We start from the raw sequence: 19,910 nt of genomic DNA on the forward strand, positions 1-19,910 counted from the left end.
AGCGAGCAGGAGGAGTGGGGCGCGACGGCGGGCGTGGTCCGTCCCGTTCCTCCCGTTACCCGTGCCCTTCCGGGCACGCCGTGTCCCTGGTGGGCTTCCCTGGGCACTGCTCCGTCCTCTCCGTCCTCCGGCTCGCGGACGGCGATGTCCGTCCTCCGACTGTCCCTGTTCGCTCCGGGAGGGGGTCAAACAACGGATGTGAATCCACCGTCTGCGACGTGCTAATCTTCAGATGTCGCCAGGCGATCGCACCGGAAAAACGGTGTGGGAGCCCGGAGCACACCCAATGCGCGGGTGGCGGAATAGGCAGACGCGCTGGATTCAGGTTCCAGTGCCCGCAAGGGCGTGGGGGTTCAACTCCCCCCTCGCGCACCAGACGGAAGCCCCGTAGGTCATCGACCTACGGGGCTTCCGCGTTGTCGGCTTCGGGGCCGGCCGGCGATGTGAGGGATGCGACGTTCGTCGCGGTCGGGCGAGACGAAAGAGAGCCGCGGGCGGGGCTGGGCGCTGCCTAGGGTGCGAGCGTGGACGCGACTTCGAAGATCAGGGCCGGGATCGGCGCCGGGTGGGCATGGTTCGCGGCGCCCGAGATGTGGTCGCGGCGCAGGACCGCCGGCGAGGTGGTCCTCTCCGTCGTGATGGGGCTCCTCGCCGCCGGCAGCGAAGAACTGCTCGGCGGTGAGGGATGGCAGCTCGCCGCGGTCGGCCTGGCCGCCGCCGTGCTGTCGCTGCTGCGCCGGCGGCTGCCCGTCACCATGCTCGTCGTCACCGGCGGGCTCGCGCCGCTCGTTCCGGGCTTCGTGGTGCTCCTGATCCTCATCGGCTGGTCCTCCGGGCGGTACATCGCGGGCGCCGGGCGGGCGCTGATCGCGTACACCGTCGCGTACGTGCTGAACATCGCGGCGAGTCTGGTGGACATCTGGGACCTGCACCGGACGCTCACCGTCGTCTTCATGTCGACGCTCTACTACCTGGCGACGACCCTCGCGCCGGGCCTCGCCAACCGGTACTGGACCCAGCGCAGGACCCTGCTGCACACCCTGCAGGAACACAACGCCCAGCTGCTGCGGGAACGCGCGATGGTGGTCGGACAGGCGCGGCTCTTGGAGCGGCAGCGGATCGCCCAGGACATGCACGACAGCCTCGGGCACCAGCTCGCCCTGATCGCCGTCCACACCGGCGCCCTGGAGGTCGACCGGGAGCTGACCGACCGGCAGCGCGAGGCCGTCGGCGTACTGCGCAACGCGTCGGTGACCGCCATGCACGAGCTGCGCGAGGTCGTCGGCATCCTGCGCGACGGCGTCGCCGCGCCGTCCGAGACCGCGGCCGCGCCCGCACGGTCCGGCGACGCGTCGGGACGGGCGGCGCGGGGGACCGCCGGTATCCAGGGGCTCGTGGAGGCCGCGCGGGGCGCGGGGAACCGGGTGGAGCTGCGGCGCCGCGGGGAGCTCCGGCCGCTGCCGCCGGCCGCCGACCACGCCGCGTACCGGATCGTGCAGGAGGCGCTCACCAACGCCTACAAGCACGCGCCCGGCGCGCTCATCGACGTGGAAGTGCGGTACGAGCCGGACTCCCTGGTCGTGGAGATCGTCAACGAGGCGGCGGCGAAGTCGCCGGAGGGCGTGGTCAGCGGGGGGCAGGGGCTGACCGGGCTCCACGAGCGGGCGCGGCTGGTCGGCGGCATCGTCCACGCGGGGCCGGTCGACGGCGGCGGGTTCCGGGTCGCCGGGATGCTGCCGTACGGGACGGTGGAAGCAGCGCCTTTGGTCGATGCGGAGGACGACTTCCGGCAGCAGTCGACGAGGCCTCTGCTCGGCGACCGTGGTCGCGTACCGGTCGGGCAGGCCGACTGGACGCTGACGGAACGGGAGCTGGCGATGGCGATGCGCGGGGGCGGGAGCACGGGCCGTGGAGTCGCGGTGGGATGTGGGATAGCGTTCGCGGCCCTCGTGCTGCTGCTGGTGGCGGGGGGCTTCGGCGTCTACTTCCTGGTGTCGTCGCTGGAGAAGGGCATGATCGACCCGGGCGAGTACGACGCGGTCAAGGTCGGCGCGGCCGAACAGGACGTCCGTGACCGGCTGCCGTCCGGCGACACCGTCACCACCGTCGGGCTGCACGGCAAGGGGCCCGCGGAGCCCGAGGGATCGAAGTGCCTGGTGCTGATGTCCTCGGAGGTCGTGGACAGCGAGGCGGAGCCGGTTTTCCGGTTCTGCTTCAAGGACGGCAAGCTGATCGAGAAGAAGTCGTACGAGGTCACGCGCTAGCGCTGACCCGCCCGAACCGGTAGCCGTTGGGGAGTAGCTGTGGCAGGGCAGCGCATCAGGGTCGTGATCGCCGATGACGAGCCGCTGATCAGGGCCGGGATCCGGATGATCCTCACCTCGGACGAGGACATCGAGGTGGTCGCGGAGGCGGCGAACGGCCGGGACGCGGTCGAGGAGGCACGGGCACACGCCGCGGACGTGGTGCTGCTCGACATCCAGATGCCGGTGCTCGACGGTCTGTCCGCGCTGCCCGAGCTGCGCCGGGCGGCACCCTCGACACGGGTGATCGTGCTGACGACGTTCGGCGAGCGGGAGAACGTACTGCGCGCCCTGGAGCACGGGGGCGCCGGGTTCCTGCTCAAGGACACCGCCCCGGCCGAGCTGATCCGCGCGGTACGGGCCGCGGCGGCGGGGGACGCGTACCTCTCGCCCGCCGCCACACGTCACGTGGTGGAGCAGCTGGCCTCGGGCCGGGAGGTCGCGCGCGCCGAGCAGGCCAGGGGGCGGGTGGCGGCCCTCAGCGAGAAGGAACGCGAGGTCCTCGCGCTGCTCGGGGAAGGGCTGTCCAACGCGGACGCGGGACGGCGCCTGCACATGAGCGAGGCCACGGTGAAGACTTACGTCAGCCGGATCCTGGCGAAGCTGGGCTGCGAGAACCGCGTACAGGCGGCGCTGCTGGCGCGCGACGCGGGGCTCTAGGGGAGATCCAGGGGCGCCTGGGCGAGCTCGGCCGCCTGGGCGCCGGACTTCGGCGGGGTGCTCCGGCGGTCCGTCGCCGTAGCCGGGGGCGGGGTGACGTCGGGGAGGACGGCGGTGCCCGCCGCGTTGTAGCGGAGCAGGTACGAGGCGAACTGCGCGAGGTCCTCGGCGGACCAGTCCCTGAGGCGCTCCTGATAGGCGGCGCGACGGCTCGCCTGGGTGGCGGCGAGGACGCGGGTGCCCGCCTCGGTGGGGTGCAGGACCTGGACCCGGTGGTCCTCCGGGTCGGGCCGGCGCTCGACCAGGCCGAGTCTCTCCAGGCCCGCGACCTGGCGGCTGACCGTCGACTTGTCCAGGAGGTAGTGGGCGGCGAGGTCGGTGGCGCGGCAGCCCTGCTGGTCGTCGATATGGGCGAGCAGGGTGTACGAGACGAGCGGCAGATCCGGGTGGAGCCGGGCGGCCGCGGCGCGGGCGCGGCGGGAGAAGGCCGTCAGCTCCCGCTGGATGATGTCGACGGAAGCCTCGCGCGGGCCGTCGGTCATGATGCGCTCCCTGGATCACCGGATCACCTGACCGGTTTGCTCCCCACCGGTTCAGTTGTATAGTACAACGGTTAGTTAGTTGTAAAAGCCAACCATGGAGGTGTGCGGTGTCCGCAGGACCCCACTCCGCGGGACCGGCGTCGACAGGTGCGCTGCGGCATGTGCTCGGGCACCTGCTCACCCCGCTGCTCATGTGCGTCGGCATGGGCCTCGCCTACCTCGGCGCGTTCCACGCCCCCCAGCCCCACGACCTGCGCGTCGACGTCGTCGGCTCGGGCCCCACCACCCAGGTCCTCGCCCAGACCCTCCACGACAAGGGCGCCGGCGCCCTCGACGTCCGCACCGTCCCCGACCGGGACACAGCGGTCTCGGCACTGCGCGACCAGTCCACCTTCGGCGCCTACCTCCCCGGCGCCCACCCCGAACTGCTCGTCGCCTCCGCCTCCTCCGACACCAGCGCCATGGCCGTCGAGAAGGTCTTCACCAGGGTCGCCACCGCACAGGACGCACCCCTGAAGGTCACCGACGTCGCCCCCGTCTCGGACGGCGACCCCACCGGACAGGGCGTCTTCTTCCTCCTGGTCGCGCTCAGTATCGGCTCGTACGCCTCCGTCGCCGTCATCGGCGGCGCCGGAGCCGTCCTGCCCCTGCGCGTGCGTGCCCTGCTCGCCGCCGGAACGTCCCTCGTCGTCAGCCTCGTCGGCACGGTCTTCGCCGGACCGATGTTCCACCTCGTCGACCAGGGGCTCGGTGGAGTCTGGGCCATGTCCTGGCTGTACTCGGCCGGCATCCTGCTGATCGGCGTCGGACTCCACACCTTCCTGCGGCGCTGGACCACCCTCGGCGTGATGGTCCTCTTCGTCATGCTCAACTTCACCAGCTCCGGCGGGATCTACCGACCCGAACTCCAGCCCGGCTTCTTCGGCGCACTGCACGCCTTCTGGAACGGCGCCGGATTCGTCGAGGGCGTCCGCAGCCACGTCTACTTCGACGGCCACGCACTCGGCGGACACCTGTTCGTCCTCGCCCTCTGGCTCCTCGCCGGAGTGGCCGTCACGGTCTGCGCGGGCCTGGCCGAAGCGCGCCGCCTCCCGGCCACGTGTGCTGGGGCGCCGGCTGCGGCGGTCGCGCCTGTTGTGGCGTCCGGGGCGTCCGGGGCGGCGGGGGCGTCCGGGGCCGAGGCTGTCGCTGAGGAGGAGATGGAGGAGGCCGTCGGGGTCTGAGTGGCCGATGGCCTGGTGGGCAGTCGCCATAGGCAGTTGTCCACAGGTCGTTGTCCACAGGGGAAGACGGGCCGCCGAACCCGGCGGTACCGTCATGCCCAGTCGATGTCGGACAGCACAGCACGAAGGCGGGGGAGGCGTCCCATGGACGAGATCCAGACAGCGGTACCGGAACAGCGAGGCACGGAGAGCGGGCGCGTACCGCACGTGCCCGGGTTCGCCCGGCGGGCGGCGGCGGGAGCCACGAACTCCCCCAAGGAACAGGGCAAGGCCCTGCGCACCCGCGTCCCCCGCGCCACCCACAGCACCCTCGCCCTCGCCGACGACCGCCCCGACGCCGTCCGGGCCGTCGAAGAGTCGAGCCGCGACCGCGTACCGGAACTGACGCCCATACGCGTCGGACGCATGGCCGCCAGCCCCTTCGCCTTCCTCCGCGGCTCCGCCGGGCTCATGGCCCACGACCTGGCCGGCTCGCCCGTCACCGGCGTCGCCGCCCAGATATGCGGCGACGCCCACGCGGCGAACTTCGGCCTCTACGGCGACGCCCGCGGCGGGCTCGTCATCGACCTCAACGACTTCGACGAGACCGTCGTCGGCCCCTGGGAATGGGACCTCAAACGACTCGCCACCTCCCTCGTGCTCGCCGGCCGCGAAGTGGGCGCAGACGAGGACACCTGCCGGGCCGCCGCCTTCGACACCGTCGGCGCCTACCGGCGCACCATGCGGCTGCTCGCCAAGCTCCCCGCGCTCGACGCCTGGAACGCCATAGCCGACGAAGAGCTCGTCTCCCACACCGACGCCCGCGACCTCGTCGGCACCCTCGAACGGGTCTCGGAGAAGGCCCGGAACAACACCAGCGCCCGGTTCGCCGCCAAGTCCACCGAGTCCGTGACCGACGCCGACGGCGTCGGCCGGCGGTTCGTCGACGCACCGCCGGTCCTGCGCCGCGTCCCGGACGCGGAGGCGGCCGCCGTCGCCGCCGCGCTCGGCCCCTACCTGGACACCGTCTCCGAGGACCGGCTGCCGCTCCTCGCCCGGTACGCCATCCACGACGTCGCCTTCCGCGTCGTCGGCACCGGCAGCGTCGGCACCCGCTCGTACGTGGTGCTGCTCCTCGACCACCGGGGAGAGGCGCTCGTCCTCCAGGTGAAGGAGGCGCGCCCCTCGGCGCTCCTCCCCCATCTGCCGGCGGTCGGTTTCACCGCCGCGGACGCGGCGCACGAAGGGCAGCGCGTGGTGCTCGGGCAGAAGCGGATGCAGGTCGTCAGCGACATCCTGCTCGGTTGGACCACGGTGCAGGGGCGCCCGTTCCAGGTACGCCAGTTCCGCAACCGCAAGGGCAGCGTCGACCCGGCCGCGCTCACGCCCGACCAGGTCGACGACTACGGCCGCATGACCGGCGCCCTGCTGGCGCGCGCCCACGCCCACAGCGCGGACCCGCGCCTGATAGCCGGCTACTGCGGCAAGAACGAGGAGTTCGACGAGGCCGTCGCGGCCTTCGCCGTCGCCTACGCCGACCGCACCACGGCGGACCACACCGATCTGGTGACGGCGGTACGCGACGGCCGGATAGCGGCCGAGCTCGGCGTCTGACGGCACACGCCTGCCCGACACGGGCCGGCAGCCGTCCACGGGGGGACGGGGGAGGGGGGAGGGAGGGGGGGAGGGGCCCCCGGAGGATCGTAGGCTGGTGGGGTGACGGACCGGAGCGAGGACGTGGGCGTGGACCAGGACCAGGACGTGGACCCGGGCGCGGGCTCGGATTCGGGCGTGGACCCGGCGGGCGTGGGCTCGGATTCGGGCGTGGGCTCGGAGGCGGACTCGGCCGGATCGGAGCCGGGCGTGGCCCCGGAGGGCGGCCCGGCGGGCGTGGGCCCGGAGGCGGACTCGGTGGGCGTGGGCCCGGAGGCGGACTCGGTGGGCGTGGGCCCGGAGGGCGGCTCGGGTGGCGCGGCTGGGGCGGAGCGGCCTGAGGCGCGGCTGGAGAAGGCCGTGCGGGTGGCCGAGCAGGCCCTGATCGAGTTCGAGATCGCCGTGGAGACCTTCCGCGTCGAGGTCGACAACTTCTCCCGGCTGCACCATCAGAAGCTCGGCCCCATGTACACGCGGCTCGACGAGCTGGACGCGCAGATCGCCGAGGCGCGGGCGGCTCGGACCGGGGATCCGGAGGATCTGCGGCGGGCTCAGGAGGCGCGGGCCGTCGTGATGCCGATGCCGGCCGTCGACGAGCTCTTCCATGACTGGATGGACTCCGATGGGCTCTCCCCCGAGGCCGCCGCCATGCTGACCGGCCAGTCGGTGCAGCCGCCCAAGCGGGTCCGGCCCGGTGAGGAGGCGCGGAAGCTGTATCGCGAGCTGGCCCGCCAGGCCCACCCGGATCTGGCGCGCGAGGAGGACGAGCGCAAGCGGCGTGAGGAGTTCATCACTCGCGTGAACGCGGCCTACGCCCGCGGTGACGTGGCGCTGCTGCGCGAGCTGTCCGAGGAGTGGGCGGCCGGTCCGGTGCCCGAGCCTGAGCGGCTCAGCGAGAGCGAGGAGCTGTACGCGCGCCTCGAGTGGCTGTCGCAGCGCAAGGAGTTGCTGACCCTGGTGGCGCGGGAGCTGGAGGAGAGTGCGATCGGCGCGATGCTGCGGATGGCGCCCGACGACCCCGACCGGCTCCTTGAGGAGATCGCCGAGCAGCTGCTCGCGCAGGTCGCCGAGCGTGAGGCGGAGCTCGCCGCGCTCGTGGAGTAGGTGCAGTAGGTTTTTTTCACAGGGTTCGCGTTCAGTCGAGCCGTTCGTACGAGAGAAGGCCTGTCCCATGAATTTCGCCCCGCTCCCCTCGGTGGACGTGGCTTCCGTGCCGGCCGATGCCCTGGTGCTGGACGTCCGTGAGGACGACGAGTGGGTGGCGGGTCATGCCGATGGCGCGCTGCATGTGCCGATGAGCGATTTCGTGGCGCGTTTCGGTGAGGTGACCGAGGCGGTGGCCGACGGGCGTCGCGCGTATGTGATGTGCCGGGTGGGCGGCCGGTCGGCTCAGGTCACGCAGTATCTGGTGCAGCAGGGGATCGACGCGGTGAACGTCGACGGCGGCATGATCGCCTGGGACGCGGCCGGGCGTCCGGTGGTGACGGCGGCCGGCGCCCCGGGCTTCGTGGCCTAGGGCGGGGACGTCCGGGCGGTCGTCCCGGGCTGGTTCAGCCGAGGGAGTGGGCGGCCAGGAGGTCGCCCAGGGCTTCTTCGTGGGCAGCGGCGGGGCCGAGGGCGAGTTCGAGCTGTTTGGCCCAGGCGTGGTAGCGGTGCAGCGGGTAGTCGGTGTCGGCGCCGAAGCCGCCGTGGAGGTGCTGGGCGGTCTGCACGACGCGGCGTACGCCTTCCGAGGCCCAGATCTTGGCGACGGCGATGTCGGCGGCGGGCGGCAGTGGGCCGCCGGCTCCGCTGCTGATGCGCCAGGCGGCCTGCCAGAGGGTGACTTCCATGGCGCGCAGGTCGATGTAGCGGTCGGCTGCCTGGACGGCGACGGCCTGGAAGGTGGCCACGGGGTGGCCGAACTGTTCGCGTTTGCCGGTGTACTGGCTCGTCATGGTGAGGACGTTCTCGCCGAGTCCGAGGGCGAGGGCGCAGGTTCCGGTGGCGAGGACGCCGCGGAGCCAGTCCCAGGCGCCGTCGGTTTCGATGACGTCGGCGGTGTCGAGGCGTACGGAGTCCAGGCTTATTTCGGCGAGGAGTTCGCCGCTGGTGGAGTACTGCTCGGCCAGGGTGAGGCCGGGGTGGGTGCGGGGGAGCAGGGCGAGGACGGTCTGTCCTTCGGTGGTGTGCGCGGGGACGGCGATGCGGTCGGCGCCGTGGGCCCAGGGGACGGCGCTCTGGAGGCCGTCGAGGATCCAGTCGGTGCCGTCGCGGTGGGCGGTGACGGCGAGTTCGGCGGGGTCGTGGCCGGTGCGGCCGTTGGAGGCGGCGGTGAGGACGAGTTCGCCGCTTCCGATGCGGGGGAGGAGTTGGGCCGCGGTGTGTGCGTCGGCGTAGCGCTGGATGGTCATGGCGACCGCGCTGGTCTCCAGGAGGGGCACGCGGGCGAGGACGCGTGCGGATTCGCGGAGGACGAGGCAGAGGGCGATGGTGTCGAGGCCCGCGCCGCCGTGTTCGGGGTCGAGGACGAGGCTGAGCAGGTCGGCGGTGGCGAGGCGGGACCAGAGCGGTCGGTCGAAGTCGTCGGCGACGGCTCCGGGGGTGAGCGCGGGGCTCGGTACGGCGTCGGGCGTGACGCCGGAGAAGACCGCTTTGGCCGCCTCGACGGCCGCCTGCTGTTCCTCGGTGAAGGTGAAGTCCACGGCCATGCCCTCCCGTTGCCTGTCTGACGGATCGTCAAGATAGAACAGGTTCTAGGGGAAGGGAATGGGCGCGGGGGGACGGTCAGCGGTCGAAGTCCAGCTCCACTTCCGCGGTGGCCGGGTGGGACTGGCAGGCCAGGACGTATCCGGCCTCGGTCTCCTCCGGCTCCAGCGCGAAGTTGCGCTCCATGCGGACCTCGCCGTCGACGAGGAAGGCGCGGCATGTGCCGCAGACCCCGCCCTTGCAGGCGTAGGGGGCATCGGCGCGGGCGCGGAGGACCGTTTCGAGCAGCGTCTCGCCCTTCTGCACCGGCCAGTTGCCGGAGCGGCCGTGCAGGGTGGCCGTGAGCGTGGCGTGGGCCGGGGCGGTCGTGGCGGGCTCGGAGGCGGGTGCCGAGCCGTCGTCGACGTGGAAGATCTCCTGGTGGATCCGGGAGCGGACGACGCCGAGCCCGCGCAGGGCGCGTTCGGCGGCCTGGACGAGTCCGAACGGGCCGCACAGGAACCAGCCGTCGATGTCGTCGACGGGCAGGAGCGCGGGGAGCAGACCGGTCAGTCGTTCCTCGTCGAGCCGCCCGGAGGGGAGGCCGGCCTGCTGCTCCTCGCGGGAGAGCACGGTGACGAGCTGGAAGCGGTCGGGGAAACGGTCCTTGAGGTCGGCGACCTCGTCCAGGAACATCGTGGAGGAGGCGGTGCGGTCGCTCCGGACGAGGTGGAACCTGGCGTCCGGCTCCTGGGTGAGCAGGGTGGCCGCCATCGACAGGACCGGGGTGATGCCGCTGCCGCCGACCACGGCGGCGAAGCGGCCGGGGCGGGGCGTGAGGGTGAAGCGGCCCATCGGCTCCATGACGTCGACGGTGTCGCCGACGGCCAGTTCCTTCAGGGCGTACGTGGAGAACTCGCCGCCGTCCACCAGCCGGATGCCGACGCGCAGGACGGGGTGCTGGCCGGTGGGGGCCGCGGCCGCGCAGATCGAGTACGTACGGCGGATCTCCTCGCCGTCCCGCGCGGTGCGGCGCAGGGCGAGGTGCTGGCCGGGGGTGTGGCGGTAGGCGTCGCGCAGCTCGGGCGGGACCGCGAAGGTTACGGCCACCGAGTCGTCCGTGAGCTGCTCGACCTCGCTCACCCGGAGCGGATGGAACTCAGCCCGTCCGGAGCGTGAGGACTGCATCTACAACTCCTTGAAGTGGTCGAACGGTTCGCGGCAGGCCGTGCAGCGGCGCAGCGCCTTGCAGGCCGTGGAGGAGAACCGGCTGAGCAGCTCGGTCTCGGTGGAGCCGCAGTGCGGGCAGCGGATCGCCAGGGTGAGGGGCACGGGGCCGCCTGCCGGGCCCTGGGGGCGGGGCGGGGCGATGCCGAACTCGGCGAGCTTGCGCCGTCCTTCGTCGCTGATGTCGTCCGTCGACCAGGCGGGGGCGAGGACGGTGACGACGGAGACGTCGGGGACGCCGTGGTCGTGCAGGGCGCGCTCGATGTCGGAGGACATCGCCTCGATCGCGGGGCAGCCGGTGTACGTCGGGGTCAGTTCGACCTCGACGCGGCCCGGGCCGAGGACCTGGACGCCGCGGAGGACGCCGAGCTCTTCGAGGGTGAGGACGGGCAGTTCGGGGTCGGGGACGGCGCCGGCGATCCGGCTCAGTTCCCGCTCCAGGTCCGTCATGGCGGTGGTCACCATGTCGCCCCCGGGTGGCTGCGGTGCAGGTGCTGCATCTCGGCGAGCATGCGTCCGAAGGACTCGGTGTGCAGGCCCTGGCGGCCGGCTCCGGCGCGCCAGGCGCCGGTGTCGGGGCCGCTGGGGACGGTGAGGGTGGCCCGTTCGAGGACGGCCGTGATCGAGTCGAGCCAGGCGCCGCGCATGGCTTCGTGGTCCACGCCGAGGCCTTCGAGGGGCTGGAACAGTTCGCCGGTGTACCGCCAGAGGGCGTCGCAGGCGCGCTGCATGCGGGCGTGGCTCTCGTCGGTGCCGTCGCCGAGGCGCAGGGTCCAGTGTTCGGCGTGGTCCTGGTGGTAGGCGACTTCCTTGACGGCCTTCGCCGCGAGGCCGCTCAGGGGGCCGTCGCCGGCGGCGAGCTGTCCGTACAGGAGTCGCTGGTAGGTGGAGAAGTAGAGCTGGCGGGCGATGGTGTGGGCGAAGTCGCCGTTGGGCTGTTCGACGAGCTGGGTGTTGCGGAAGGCCCGCTCTTCGCGGAGGTAGGCCAGTTCGTCCTCGTCCCCGACGAGGGAGAGCAGGATGCGTGCCTGGCCGAGGAGGTCGAGCGCGATGTTGGCGAGGGCGACCTCTTCCTCCAGGACGGGGGCGTTGCCCGCCCACTCCCCCAGCCGGTGGGAGAGCACGAGGGCGTCGTCGCCGAGGGCGAGGGCGGCTTCGGTGATCGCGGTGGTGCCGGTGGTGCCGGCGGTCGCGCTCGCGGGTGCTTCGCTCACAGGTGCTTCACTCCCTCGGGGATCTCGTAGAAGGTGGGGTGGCGGTAGGGCTTGTCGGCCGACGGTTCGAAGAACGGGTCCTTCTCGTCGGGCGAGGAGGCGGTGATCGCGGCGGAGGGGACCACCCAGATCGAGATGCCTTCGTTGCGGCGGGTGTAGAGGTCGCGGGCGTTGCGCAGGGCCATCTCGGCGTCCGGCGCGTGCAGGCTGCCGGCGTGCGTGTGGGACAGTCCGCGGCGCGAGCGCACGAACACCTCCCACAGCGGCCATCCGTCGGTGGTCATGCCCGTGCCTCCCCGTTCGCGTTCGCGTCCGTGCTCGTGTCCGCGGTCGTGTTGGTGTTGGTGTTCGTGTGCTGCGGTGCAGCGGTGTGCTTGTCGGCGTAGGCCGCGGCCGCTTCCCTGACCCAGGCGCCTTCTTCGTGGGCGCGGCGGCGCCGGTCGAGACGCTGTTCGTTGCAGGGGCCGTTGCCCTTGAGGACGTCCCAGAACTCGGCCCAGTCGATGGGGCCGAAGTCGTAGTGCCCGCGCTCCTCGTTCCACCGCAGGTCCGGGTCCGGGAGGGTGAGTCCGAGGGCTTCGGCCTGGGGGACGGCGATGTCGACGAAGCGCTGGCGCAGTTCGTCGTTGGAGTGCCGCTTGATCTTCCAGGCCATGGACTGGGCGGAGTGCGCCGATTCGTCGTCCGGCGGGCCGAACATCATCAGCGAGGGCCACCACCAGCGGTCCACCGCGTCCTGCGCCATGGCGTGCTGCGCCTCGGTGCCCTGGGAGAGGGCGAGGAGTGCTTCGTACCCCTGCCGCTGGTGGAAGGACTCCTCCTTGCAGATACGGACCATCGCGCGGGCGTACGGGCCGTAGGAGCAGCGGCAGAGCGGGACCTGGTTGGTGATCGCGGCGCCGTCCACGAGCCAGCCGATCGCACCGACGTCGGCCCAGGTCAGCGTGGGGTAGTTGAAGATCGAGGAGTACTTCTGGCGGCCGGCGTGGAGCTTGTCGAGGAGCTCGTCGCGGCCGGTGCCGAGGGTCTCCGCCGCGCTGTACAGGTACAGCCCGTGGCCGGCCTCGTCCTGGACCTTGGCCATGAGGATCGCCTTGCGGCGCAGCGAGGGCGCGCGGGTGATCCAGTTGGCCTCGGGCTGCATTCCGATGATCTCGGAGTGGGCGTGCTGCGCTATCTGGCGGACGAGAGAGGCCCGGTAGGCGTCGGGCATCCAGTCGCGCGGCTCGATGCGCTCGTCGGCGGCGACGGCGGCGTCGAACACCGCCTCGTAGGCAGCCTGGGCCGCCGCCGCGGCCGTGTCCTGCTCGCCGTGCGCGGCCGCCCGCGCGCTCTGCGCGTCCGCGGTCACTGCGGTCGCTGCCGTCCCTGCGGTCATCGCACTCCCTACCGACCGATCGTTCGGTTGAATGACTTCAATGGTCGGTCGGCGGCCCGTATGGTGTCAACCCTGTGGATAACCGAGGGTGGACCGATCGGGATCGGGGCGGGATGGAAGCGCACGACGACGCGGACGCGCACGAGGAGCGCCACCTGCCGGAACCGGGTCCGCGCGGGGGCGCCGGGATCGCCTCGCTCTCCCTTCCGTACCAGGTCGTCGCGGCCGTCTCGCTCGCCGTCGTCGGCGTCCTCGCCTGCGTCCACCTCGCGATGGTGTTCCTGCACGTCGCGCCGTCGAACACGCTGACCAAGCAGCACGGCGCCGCGGTCGACGACTGGGTGTATCCCGAGTTCGAGCAGAACTGGAAGCTCTTCGCCCCCAACCCGCTCCAGCAGAACGTCGCCGTCCAGGTGCGCGCCCGGGTCGCGGACGCCGGCGGTGCTCCGCGCACGACGGACTGGATCGATCTGACCGCCCAGGACGCCGAGGCGATACGCGGCAGTCTCGTGCCCAGCCATACCCAACAGAACGAGCTCCGCCGGGCGTGGGACTTCTACCTGAACACGCACACCGAGGACCATCTGCCCAACGGTCTGCGGGGCCGGCTCTCCGAGAGCTACGTCCGCAGGATCGTCATGCTCCGTCTCGACGAGCAGCGGCTCGGTGGCGCGGTGGAGCAGATCCAGCTCCGCTCCACCACGCGCGGCGTTCCCGCCCCCTCGTGGAGCACCGAGAAGAGCAGCACGGAACCCGTCCACCGGGAGCTGCCGTGGTGGAAGGTGACGGCCGCCGATCTGCCGGGCGGGGCGCGTGACGACCGTACGGAGGCGGGCCGGTGAACCGATCATTCACGCACCAGAACGCCGACGGCGGCGAGAACCCCGAGGACGGCGAGAGCCGCGACGGCGCCGAGAGCCCGGAGAGCCGCGAGAGCCGCGACGGCGCCCAGAACGCCCGGAGTGCCGGAAGCCGCGCGGTCGAGCCCTCCTCGGTCGAGGCTCCTTCGGCCAAGGCCCCCGCGCCGCCTCGGGAGCCGTTCGACCGGCGGCTCGCCCGGGGCGTTCAGCGGGTCACGGCCTCGGCGCTCGGCCCGTACCAGACCGCGATCGTCCGGATCGGCTTCTCCCTCACCTGGCTGCTCTTCCTGCTGCGCGAGCTGCCCCACCGGCACGAGCTCTACGGCCCCGACGGCCCCTGGTCGTGGGAGATGGGCCGCCAGCTGATCGCCCAGAACGACGCGTTCACGGCCCTGATGTGGTCGGACGGCGCGTTCTGGTTCGAGATCGTCTACGCCCTCGCGTTGCTCTCCGCGCTCCTGATGCTGCTCGGCTGGCGGACCCGCGCCATGTCGGTGGTCTTCATGGTCGGCGTGCTGTCCCTGCAGAATCGCTCCGTCTTCATGGGCGACGGCGGGGACAACGTCCTCCACCTCGCCGCGATCTATCTCGTCCTGACCCGGTGCGGTCAGGTCTGGTCGCTCGACGCCCGCCGGGCGGCCCGTGAGGCCCGGGAGGCGGAAGAGGGGCGGGCGCCGAGTCGCGACGTCGTCGGCCCGCTGCTGTGGACGGTGCTGGGCGGTTTCCTGCTCGCCGCCACGTACTTCTCCGACATCACCGGCTCGCTGTGGCTCCTGGTGATGCTGTGGGTGCTGTGGCTGGCGCAGGCGCTGTGGTGGTGGGTGTGCCGCTACTCGCCGGGTGAGCCCCGCACGCTCCTCGACGTCCTCGCCAACCTCGCCCACAACGCCACCCTCGTCGTGATCATGGCAGAGGTCTGTCTGATCTACGCGACGGCCGGCTGGTACAAGATCCAGGGTTCGCGCTGGCAGGACGGCACCGCGCTCTACTACCCGCTCCAGCTGGACTACTTCACGCCCTGGCCCGCCCTGTCCGATCTGCTCGGCTCCAGCGGTGTGCTGGTGCTGGTGCTGACCTACGGCACCGTCCTGATCCAGGTCGCGTTCCCCTTCGCGCTGTTCAATCGCAAGGTCAAGAACGTCCTGCTCGTCGCGATGATGCTGGAGCACGCCGGTATCGCCGTGCTCCTCGGGCTTCCCCTGTTCTCGCTCGCGATGATCTCCGCGGACGCGGTGTTCCTGCCGACGGCGTTCCTGGTGTGGCTGGGCGCGCGGGTGGGGCGCGGCCGGGACCGGCTGCTGCCCCGCCGCCTCGGCAAGGTGCCCGAGCAGCGCCGTACGGGTGAGGATTCCGCCCCCCGTACCCTCGTGGGGTGAGCACCGCAGAACAGTCCGAGCCGATCCAGTACGACGACGGGTATGCCCCCGAGGTCGGTGTGGGGCCGCATCCGCTGCCCTGGCCGGACGGTGAGCGCTACGACCAGGAGCTGCTCGCGGACGGCGACCGGCGCAATGTCGTCGACCGGTACCGGTACTGGACGCGGGAGGCGATCGTCGCCGACCTGGACACCCGGCGCCACGACTTCCATGTCGCGGTCGAGAACTGGGGCCACGACTTCAACATCGGCTCGGTGGTGCGGACCGCCAACGCCTTCCTGGCGAAGGAGATCCACATCGTCGGCCGGCGGCGCTGGAACCGCCGCGGGGCGATGGTCACCGACCGCTACCAGCATGTGCGCCACCATCCGGACACCGAGTCGCTGACCGCGTGGGCGGCGGCCGAGGGCCTGGCGATCATCGGTATCGACAACCTGCCGGGCGCGGTGCCGCTGGAGCGGACCGTGCTGCCGCGCCGCTGTGTGCTGCTCTTCGGCCAGGAGGGGCCGGGCCTCACCGAGGAGGCGCGCGAGCACGCGGAGATGGTCTGCTCGATCGCCCAGTTCGGTTCGACCCGGTCGATCAACGCGGGGGCCGCGGCGGCGATCGCGATGCACGCGTGGGTGCAGCGGTACGCCGAGATCACCCCGGGCGCGTGACCGGCGGACCCGCGGTGAGCGGGCTCGCGGAGACCCCGTAGGGCCCCGCGAGCCCGGGAGATCACGCCTGGCGGCGGACCTCCACCACCCGGAAGCGGTTGGCGACGAACGCTCCGTCGCACAGGGCCGCGTTCGCGGCCGGGTTTCCGCCGGAGCCGTGGAAGTCGGAGAACGCCGCCGTCTGGTTGACGTAGACCCCGCCCGTCAGGTTCAGCGAGAGCTGGGCCGACTCCTCGAGGCAGACCTCCTCCACGGCGCGCTCGGTCTCGGGCGAGGTGGTGTACGCCCCGACCGTCATCGCGCCCTTCTCACGGACCGTGCGCCGCAGCAGCTCCAGCGCGTCGGCCGTCGAGTCGACGGAGACGGCGAAGGAGACCGGGCCGAAGCACTCCGAGAAGTACGCGGCGTCCGCGTCGGGCTTGGAGCCGTCCAGCTTGACGATCACCGGCGTACGGACGACGGCGTCCGGGAAGTCCGGGTTCGCCACCTCGCGGGAGGCGAGCGCCACCTCGCCGAGGCCGGGGGCGGCTTCCAGGCGCGCCTTCACGTCCGGGTTGACCAGGGCGCCGAGCAGCGCGTTCGCCCGGGCGTCGTCGCCGAGCAGACCCCCGACCGCGGCCGACAGGTCGGCGACCACCTCGTCGTACGACTTGGGGCCCGCGTCGGTGGTGATGCCGTCGCGGGGGATCAGCAGGTTCTGCGGGGTGGTGCACATCTGGCCGCTGTACAGCGACAGGGAGAACGCCAGGTTGGACAGCATTCCCTTGTAGTCGGCGGTGGAGTCGACGACGACCGTGTTGACCCCGGCCTTCTCCGTGTAGACCTGGGCCTGGCGGGCGTTTGCCTCCAGCCAGTCGCCGAAGGCGGTGGAGCCGGTGTAGTCGATGATCCGGACCTCGGGGCGGACCGCGAGGGTCTTGGCGATGCCCTCGCCGGGCCGCTCGACGGCCAGCGCGACCAGGTTCGGGTCGAAGCCCGCCTCGGCGAGGACCTCGCGCGCGACGCGGACGGTGAGCGCCAGCGGGAGGACGGCGCGCGGGTGCGGCTTGACCAGGACGGGGTTGCCCGTGGCGAGGGAGGCGAAGAGGCCCGGGTAGCCGTTCCAGGTCGGGAAGGTGTTGCAGCCGATGACGAGGGCGATGCCGCGCGCGACCGGCGTGAACGCCTTGCTGAGCTCCAGCGGGTCCCGCTTGCCCTGGGGCTTGGACCAGCCGGCGTTGCCGGGGGTGCGGGTCTGCTCCGCGTACGCGTACGCCACGGCCTCGAGACCGCGGTCCTGGGCGTGGGGGCCGCCGGCCTGGAACGCCATCATGAAGGCCTGGCCGCTGGTGTGCATGACGGCATGTGCGAACTCGTGCGTGCGGGCGGAGATCCGGGCGAGGATCTCCAGACAGACCAGGGCGCGGACCTCGGCGCCGGCCTCGCGCCAGCCGGCCATGCCGGCGCGCATCGCGGGCAGCAGGACGTCGATGTCGGCGTGCGGGTACTCGATGCCGAGCGCCGGGCCGTACGGCGAGGTCTCGTCACCGGTCCAGGCGTCGGTGCCGGGCTGGTCCAGCTCGAAACGGGTGTTCAGCAGCGCCTTGTACGCCTCGAGACCGGCGGCGGCGTCCAGCGAGCCGTTCTCGCCGTAGGCCTTGGGGTGCTCGGGGTGGGGCGACCAGTAGGCGCGGGTGCGGATGGTGTCGAGAGCCTGGTCGAGCGTGGACCGGTGCTTCTCGGCCAGGGCGTCGGTGGTCAGCTGAGCGGCGGCCATTACAGGACCAACTCCTCGTCGAGCTAGATCGATTCGGCGCGCGGAGCGCTCCACAACGGGTGGTCGTGGAAGACGGGTGGGCAGCAAAGGACGGACAGAGTTAGAGTAACCGAACGATCGGTCGGGACAAGGGGGTCTGTCGAAGCTGTGGACAACCCATCGGGGAGGATCAGTCGTATGACCGCCAATGTGAGCGACGCCGGGGCGGGCGCCGCGCCGGATTCCGGTGCCGACCGCCTCGACCGCAGCCGTACCGTCGCTGTCGTCGGCACGGGGACCATGGGCCAGGGAATCGCGCAGGTCGCGCTGGTCGCCGGACATCCCGTACGGCTCTACGACAGCGCCCCCGGCCGGGCCGAGGAGGCCGTGGCCGCCCTCGCCGCCCGCCTGGACCGGCTGGTCGAGAAGGGGCGGATGGACCGGGCCGCGCGCGACGGAGCCGTCGGCCGGCTGCACGCCGCCGCCGAGCTGACGGAACTGGCCGACGCCGCGCTCGTCGTCGAGGCGATCGTCGAGCACCTCCCGGTCAAGCGGCAGCTCTTCGCCGAGCTGGAGAAGATCGTCGGCGACGACGCGCTCCTCGCCACCAACACCTCCTCCCTCTCCGTCACCGCGATCGCGGGCGGGCTGCGGCTGCCCGGCCGCTTCGTCGGACTGCACTTCTTCAACCCGGCGCCGCTGCTGCCGCTCGTCGAGGTCGTCAGCGGCTTCGCCACCGACGAATCCGCCGCCACGCGCGCGTACGAGACCGTGAAGGCCTGGGGCAAGACCCCGGTGCGCTGCGCCGACACCCCCGGCTTCATCGTCAACCGGATAGCCCGGCCCTTCTACGCGGAGGCGCTGCGGGTCTACGAGGAGGGCGCGGCCGACCCCGCCACCATCGACGCCGCCCTGCGCGAGTCCGGAGGGTTCCGGATGGGCCCCTTCGAGCTGACCGACCTCATCGGCCAGGACGTCAACGAGGCCGTCACCCGGTCCGTCTGGGACTCCTTCTACCAGGACCCCAAGTTCACGCCCTCCCTCGCGCAGCGGCGCCTGGTGGAGTCGGAGAGGCTCGGCCGCAAGTCGGGCCAGGGCTGGTTCCCGTACGGGGACGGCGCTGCGGCGCCCGAGCCGCACACCGCGCCGCCCGCCGCGCCGCCGGCCTCGGTGACGGTCCAGGGCGACATGGGCCAGGCGTGCGCCCTGGTCCAGCTGATCGAGGAAGCCGCGATCGTGGTCGACCACGGGGACGACGGCGTGGCCGGCTACCCGGGCTGGATCGAGCTGCCGAGCGGCACCCGGCTCTTCCTCGCCGACGGGACCGCGGCCGAGGACGCCGAGATGCCGGTGATCCACATCGACCTCGCGCTGGACTTCTCCACCTGCGAGCGGATCGTGCTCGGGCCTTCGGCCACCGTGGACGACACCGCGCTCCAGGAGGCGATCGGCCTCTTCCAGGCGGCGGGCAAGAAGGTCAGCGTCATCCGGGACATCCCCGGCATGATCGTCGCCCGTACGGTCGCGATGCTCGCCGACTTCGCCTTCGACGCCGCCGCGCGCGCGGTGGCCGACGCCGACGACATCGACACCGCGATGCGGCTCGGCGTGAACTATCCGCGCGGGCCCCTCGCCTGGGGCGAGGAGCTGGGCGTCGGCTGGGTCCTGGAGACGCTCTCGAACCTCCACGAGGAGTACCCGACCGGCCGCTACGCCCCCTCGCAGGCGCTGCGCCGCAGGGCCACCGCCGAGCGGATCGCCGCCGAGTCGGCCGAGGTCGGGTCGGTCTCGGCCGAGGCGGAGGCGACGGCATGACCACCGCGAAGCGTGACACGTACACGCCCGAGACGCTGCTCTCCGTCGCCGTGCAGGTCTTCAACGAGCGCGGCTACGACGGCACGTCCATGGAACACCTGTCCAAGGCGGCAGGGATCTCCAAGTCCTCGATCTACCACCACGTCGCGGGCAAGGAGGAGCTGCTGCGGCGGGCCGTCAGCCGGGCCATAGACGGGCTCTTCGGAATCCTCGACGAGCCGGGTGCGGGGCGCGGGCGGGCCATCGAGCGGGTCGAGTACGTCACCCGGCGCACGGTCGAGGTGCTGATCGCGGAGCTGCCGTACGTGACGCTGCTGCTGCGGGTCCGGGGCAACACCGACACCGAGCGCTGGGCGATGGAGCGCCGCCGCGAGTTCGACCACCGGGTGGCCGACCTGCTGAAGGCGGCGGTGGCCGACGGGGACCTGCGGGCCGATGTGGACATCAAGCTCGCCACCCGGCTGCTCTTCGGAATGATCAACTCGCTCGTGGAGTGGTACCGGCCGCTTCCGGGCGCGCACGCGGAGCGTGAGCAGCTCGCCGACACCGTGGTCCACCTGGCCTTCGACGGGCTGCGTACGGCCCGCTGAGGCCCGCTGGAGCGTCCCCGCGGCCCCGT

The 19,910-nt window shown here is 72.1% G+C and carries 19 protein-coding genes and 1 tRNA gene; 12 read left to right on the forward strand and 8 right to left on the reverse strand.

Annotated elements, in window-relative coordinates; translation table 11 throughout:
* Nucleotides 1-288: 288 nt before the first annotated feature.
* The 3 genes from ACZ3OF_RS17010 to ACZ3OF_RS17020 all read left to right on the forward strand — a co-directional run bounded on the left by ACZ3OF_RS17010 (nt 289) and on the right by ACZ3OF_RS17020 (nt 2,963).
* A tRNA-Leu gene (locus ACZ3OF_RS17010) sits at nt 289-375 on the forward strand.
* A gap of 215 nt (nt 376-590) precedes the next feature.
* Nucleotides 591-2,264 (forward strand): sensor histidine kinase, encoded by a 1,674-nt coding sequence (locus ACZ3OF_RS17015; protein WP_467305410.1) that lies wholly within the window; start codon nt 591-593, stop codon nt 2,262-2,264.
* Between the two features lie 39 nt (nt 2,265-2,303).
* A complete protein-coding gene (locus ACZ3OF_RS17020; RefSeq protein ID WP_361670063.1) occupies nt 2,304-2,963 on the forward strand; it encodes a response regulator transcription factor in 660 nt (219 codons plus the stop codon).
* Here ACZ3OF_RS17020 and ACZ3OF_RS17025 read toward each other — a convergent pair.
* A complete protein-coding gene (locus tag ACZ3OF_RS17025; protein WP_467305262.1) occupies nt 2,960-3,505 on the reverse strand; it encodes a MarR family winged helix-turn-helix transcriptional regulator in 546 nt (181 codons plus the stop codon). The genes ACZ3OF_RS17020 and ACZ3OF_RS17025 overlap by 4 nt on opposite strands.
* Before the next feature lie 107 nt (nt 3,506-3,612).
* Here ACZ3OF_RS17025 and ACZ3OF_RS17030 point away from each other — a divergent pair, with 107 nt between their 5' ends.
* The 4 genes from ACZ3OF_RS17030 (at nt 3,613) to ACZ3OF_RS17045 (ending at nt 7,876) form a co-directional block, all read left to right on the forward strand.
* Nucleotides 3,613-4,728, forward strand: a complete 1,116-nt coding sequence (locus ACZ3OF_RS17030; RefSeq protein ID WP_467305264.1) for an ABC-2 transporter permease — start codon at nt 3,613-3,615, stop codon at nt 4,726-4,728.
* 144 nt (nt 4,729-4,872) lie between these two features.
* Nucleotides 4,873-6,321 (forward strand): DUF2252 domain-containing protein, encoded by a 1,449-nt coding sequence (locus ACZ3OF_RS17035; protein WP_361670056.1) that lies wholly within the window; start codon nt 4,873-4,875, stop codon nt 6,319-6,321.
* Nucleotides 6,322-6,423: 102 nt separating this feature from the next.
* Nucleotides 6,424-7,464 (forward strand): hypothetical protein, encoded by a 1,041-nt coding sequence (locus tag ACZ3OF_RS17040; RefSeq protein ID WP_467305267.1) that lies wholly within the window; start codon nt 6,424-6,426, stop codon nt 7,462-7,464.
* Between the two features lie 67 nt (nt 7,465-7,531).
* A complete protein-coding gene (locus ACZ3OF_RS17045; RefSeq protein ID WP_361670054.1) occupies nt 7,532-7,876 on the forward strand; it encodes a rhodanese-like domain-containing protein in 345 nt (114 codons plus the stop codon).
* Nucleotides 7,877-7,910: 34 nt separating this feature from the next.
* On the opposite strand, the gene ACZ3OF_RS17050 is transcribed toward ACZ3OF_RS17045, so the two are convergent.
* From ACZ3OF_RS17050 to paaA, 6 genes are all read right to left on the reverse strand, one after another.
* Nucleotides 7,911-9,044, reverse strand: a complete 1,134-nt coding sequence (locus ACZ3OF_RS17050) for an acyl-CoA dehydrogenase family protein (protein ID WP_467305269.1) — start codon at nt 9,042-9,044, stop codon at nt 7,911-7,913.
* An 82-nt stretch (nt 9,045-9,126) separates the two neighbouring features.
* Nucleotides 9,127-10,215: a 2Fe-2S iron-sulfur cluster-binding protein gene (locus tag ACZ3OF_RS17055; protein WP_361670052.1), complete on the reverse strand. Its 1,089-nt coding sequence runs from the start codon at nt 10,213-10,215 to the stop codon at nt 9,127-9,129.
* The gene (gene paaD, locus ACZ3OF_RS17060) at nt 10,216-10,719 is read right to left on the reverse strand and encodes a 1,2-phenylacetyl-CoA epoxidase subunit PaaD (protein ID WP_361435313.1); all 504 of its coding nucleotides are present in this window, start codon (nt 10,717-10,719) and stop codon (nt 10,216-10,218) included. It lies immediately after the preceding gene.
* The gene (gene paaC, locus ACZ3OF_RS17065; RefSeq protein ID WP_361670049.1) at nt 10,713-11,468 is read right to left on the reverse strand and encodes a 1,2-phenylacetyl-CoA epoxidase subunit PaaC; all 756 of its coding nucleotides are present in this window, start codon (nt 11,466-11,468) and stop codon (nt 10,713-10,715) included. Before paaC ends, paaD begins: the two co-directional genes overlap by 7 nt.
* Entirely contained in the window at nt 11,465-11,752 is a 288-nt protein-coding gene (paaB, locus tag ACZ3OF_RS17070; protein WP_361670046.1) for a 1,2-phenylacetyl-CoA epoxidase subunit PaaB, read from the reverse strand. The genes paaC and paaB overlap by 4 nt, the downstream gene beginning before the upstream one ends.
* On the reverse strand, nt 11,749-12,846 hold the full coding sequence (paaA, locus tag ACZ3OF_RS17075) for a 1,2-phenylacetyl-CoA epoxidase subunit PaaA (RefSeq protein ID WP_467305274.1): 1,098 nt from the start codon (nt 12,844-12,846) through the stop codon (nt 11,749-11,751). Before paaA ends, paaB begins: the two co-directional genes overlap by 4 nt.
* A 113-nt stretch (nt 12,847-12,959) precedes the next feature.
* Between paaA and ACZ3OF_RS17080 the strand changes: the two genes are divergently transcribed.
* From ACZ3OF_RS17080 to ACZ3OF_RS17090, 3 genes are read left to right on the forward strand one after another with little or no spacing between them, the layout of a single operon-like run.
* Nucleotides 12,960-13,688 (forward strand): DUF5819 family protein, encoded by a 729-nt coding sequence (locus ACZ3OF_RS17080; protein ID WP_361670041.1) that lies wholly within the window; start codon nt 12,960-12,962, stop codon nt 13,686-13,688.
* Complete coding sequence (locus ACZ3OF_RS17085) at nt 13,685-15,082, forward strand: HTTM domain-containing protein (protein ID WP_467305276.1); 1,398 nt, start codon at nt 13,685-13,687, stop codon at nt 15,080-15,082. Before ACZ3OF_RS17080 ends, ACZ3OF_RS17085 begins: the two co-directional genes overlap by 4 nt.
* On the forward strand, nt 15,079-15,741 hold the full coding sequence (locus tag ACZ3OF_RS17090) for a TrmH family RNA methyltransferase (RefSeq protein ID WP_361670036.1): 663 nt from the start codon (nt 15,079-15,081) through the stop codon (nt 15,739-15,741). Before ACZ3OF_RS17085 ends, ACZ3OF_RS17090 begins: the two co-directional genes overlap by 4 nt.
* Before the next feature lie 61 nt (nt 15,742-15,802).
* Here ACZ3OF_RS17090 and paaN read toward each other — a convergent pair whose 3' ends face one another.
* The gene (paaN, locus tag ACZ3OF_RS17095; RefSeq protein ID WP_467305278.1) at nt 15,803-17,497 is read right to left on the reverse strand and encodes a phenylacetic acid degradation protein PaaN; all 1,695 of its coding nucleotides are present in this window, start codon (nt 17,495-17,497) and stop codon (nt 15,803-15,805) included.
* Between the two features lie 177 nt (nt 17,498-17,674).
* Between paaN and ACZ3OF_RS17100 the strand changes: the two genes are divergently transcribed.
* Together ACZ3OF_RS17100 and ACZ3OF_RS17105 are read left to right on the forward strand one after the other, a co-directional pair.
* Entirely contained in the window at nt 17,675-19,291 is a 1,617-nt protein-coding gene (locus ACZ3OF_RS17100; RefSeq protein WP_467305280.1) for a 3-hydroxyacyl-CoA dehydrogenase, read from the forward strand.
* The gene (locus ACZ3OF_RS17105; RefSeq protein ID WP_361435307.1) at nt 19,288-19,881 is read left to right on the forward strand and encodes a TetR/AcrR family transcriptional regulator; all 594 of its coding nucleotides are present in this window, start codon (nt 19,288-19,290) and stop codon (nt 19,879-19,881) included. Before ACZ3OF_RS17100 ends, ACZ3OF_RS17105 begins: the two co-directional genes overlap by 4 nt.
* Nucleotides 19,882-19,910 lie beyond the last annotated feature (29 nt).

It is taken from the genome of Streptomyces sp. NPDC022552 (assembly GCF_055561875.1).

Bases quoted from the DNA above. Each gene is read 5' to 3' on its own strand.
- ACZ3OF_RS17015 (WP_467305410.1), top strand. From the start codon at position 591: ATGTGGTCGCGGCGCAGGACCGCCGGCGAGGTGGTCCTCTCCGTCGTG.
- ACZ3OF_RS17025 (WP_467305262.1), bottom strand. From the start codon at position 3,505: ATGACCGACGGCCCGCGCGAGGCTTCCGTCGACATCATCCAGCGGGAG.
- ACZ3OF_RS17035 (WP_361670056.1), top strand. From the start codon at position 4,873: ATGGACGAGATCCAGACAGCGGTACCGGAACAGCGAGGCACGGAGAGC.
- ACZ3OF_RS17045 (WP_361670054.1), top strand. From the start codon at position 7,532: ATGAATTTCGCCCCGCTCCCCTCGGTGGACGTGGCTTCCGTGCCGGCC.
- ACZ3OF_RS17055 (WP_361670052.1), bottom strand. From the start codon at position 10,215: ATGCAGTCCTCACGCTCCGGACGGGCTGAGTTCCATCCGCTCCGGGTG.
- paaD (WP_361435313.1), bottom strand. From the start codon at position 10,719: ATGGTGACCACCGCCATGACGGACCTGGAGCGGGAACTGAGCCGGATC.
- paaB (WP_361670046.1), bottom strand. From the start codon at position 11,752: ATGACCACCGACGGATGGCCGCTGTGGGAGGTGTTCGTGCGCTCGCGC.
- paaA (WP_467305274.1), bottom strand. From the start codon at position 12,846: ATGACCGCAGGGACGGCAGCGACCGCAGTGACCGCGGACGCGCAGAGC.
- ACZ3OF_RS17080 (WP_361670041.1), top strand. From the start codon at position 12,960: ATGGAAGCGCACGACGACGCGGACGCGCACGAGGAGCGCCACCTGCCG.
- paaN (WP_467305278.1), bottom strand. From the start codon at position 17,497: ATGGCCGCCGCTCAGCTGACCACCGACGCCCTGGCCGAGAAGCACCGG.
- ACZ3OF_RS17100 (WP_467305280.1), top strand. From the start codon at position 17,675: ATGACCGCCAATGTGAGCGACGCCGGGGCGGGCGCCGCGCCGGATTCC.
- ACZ3OF_RS17105 (WP_361435307.1), top strand. From the start codon at position 19,288: ATGACCACCGCGAAGCGTGACACGTACACGCCCGAGACGCTGCTCTCC.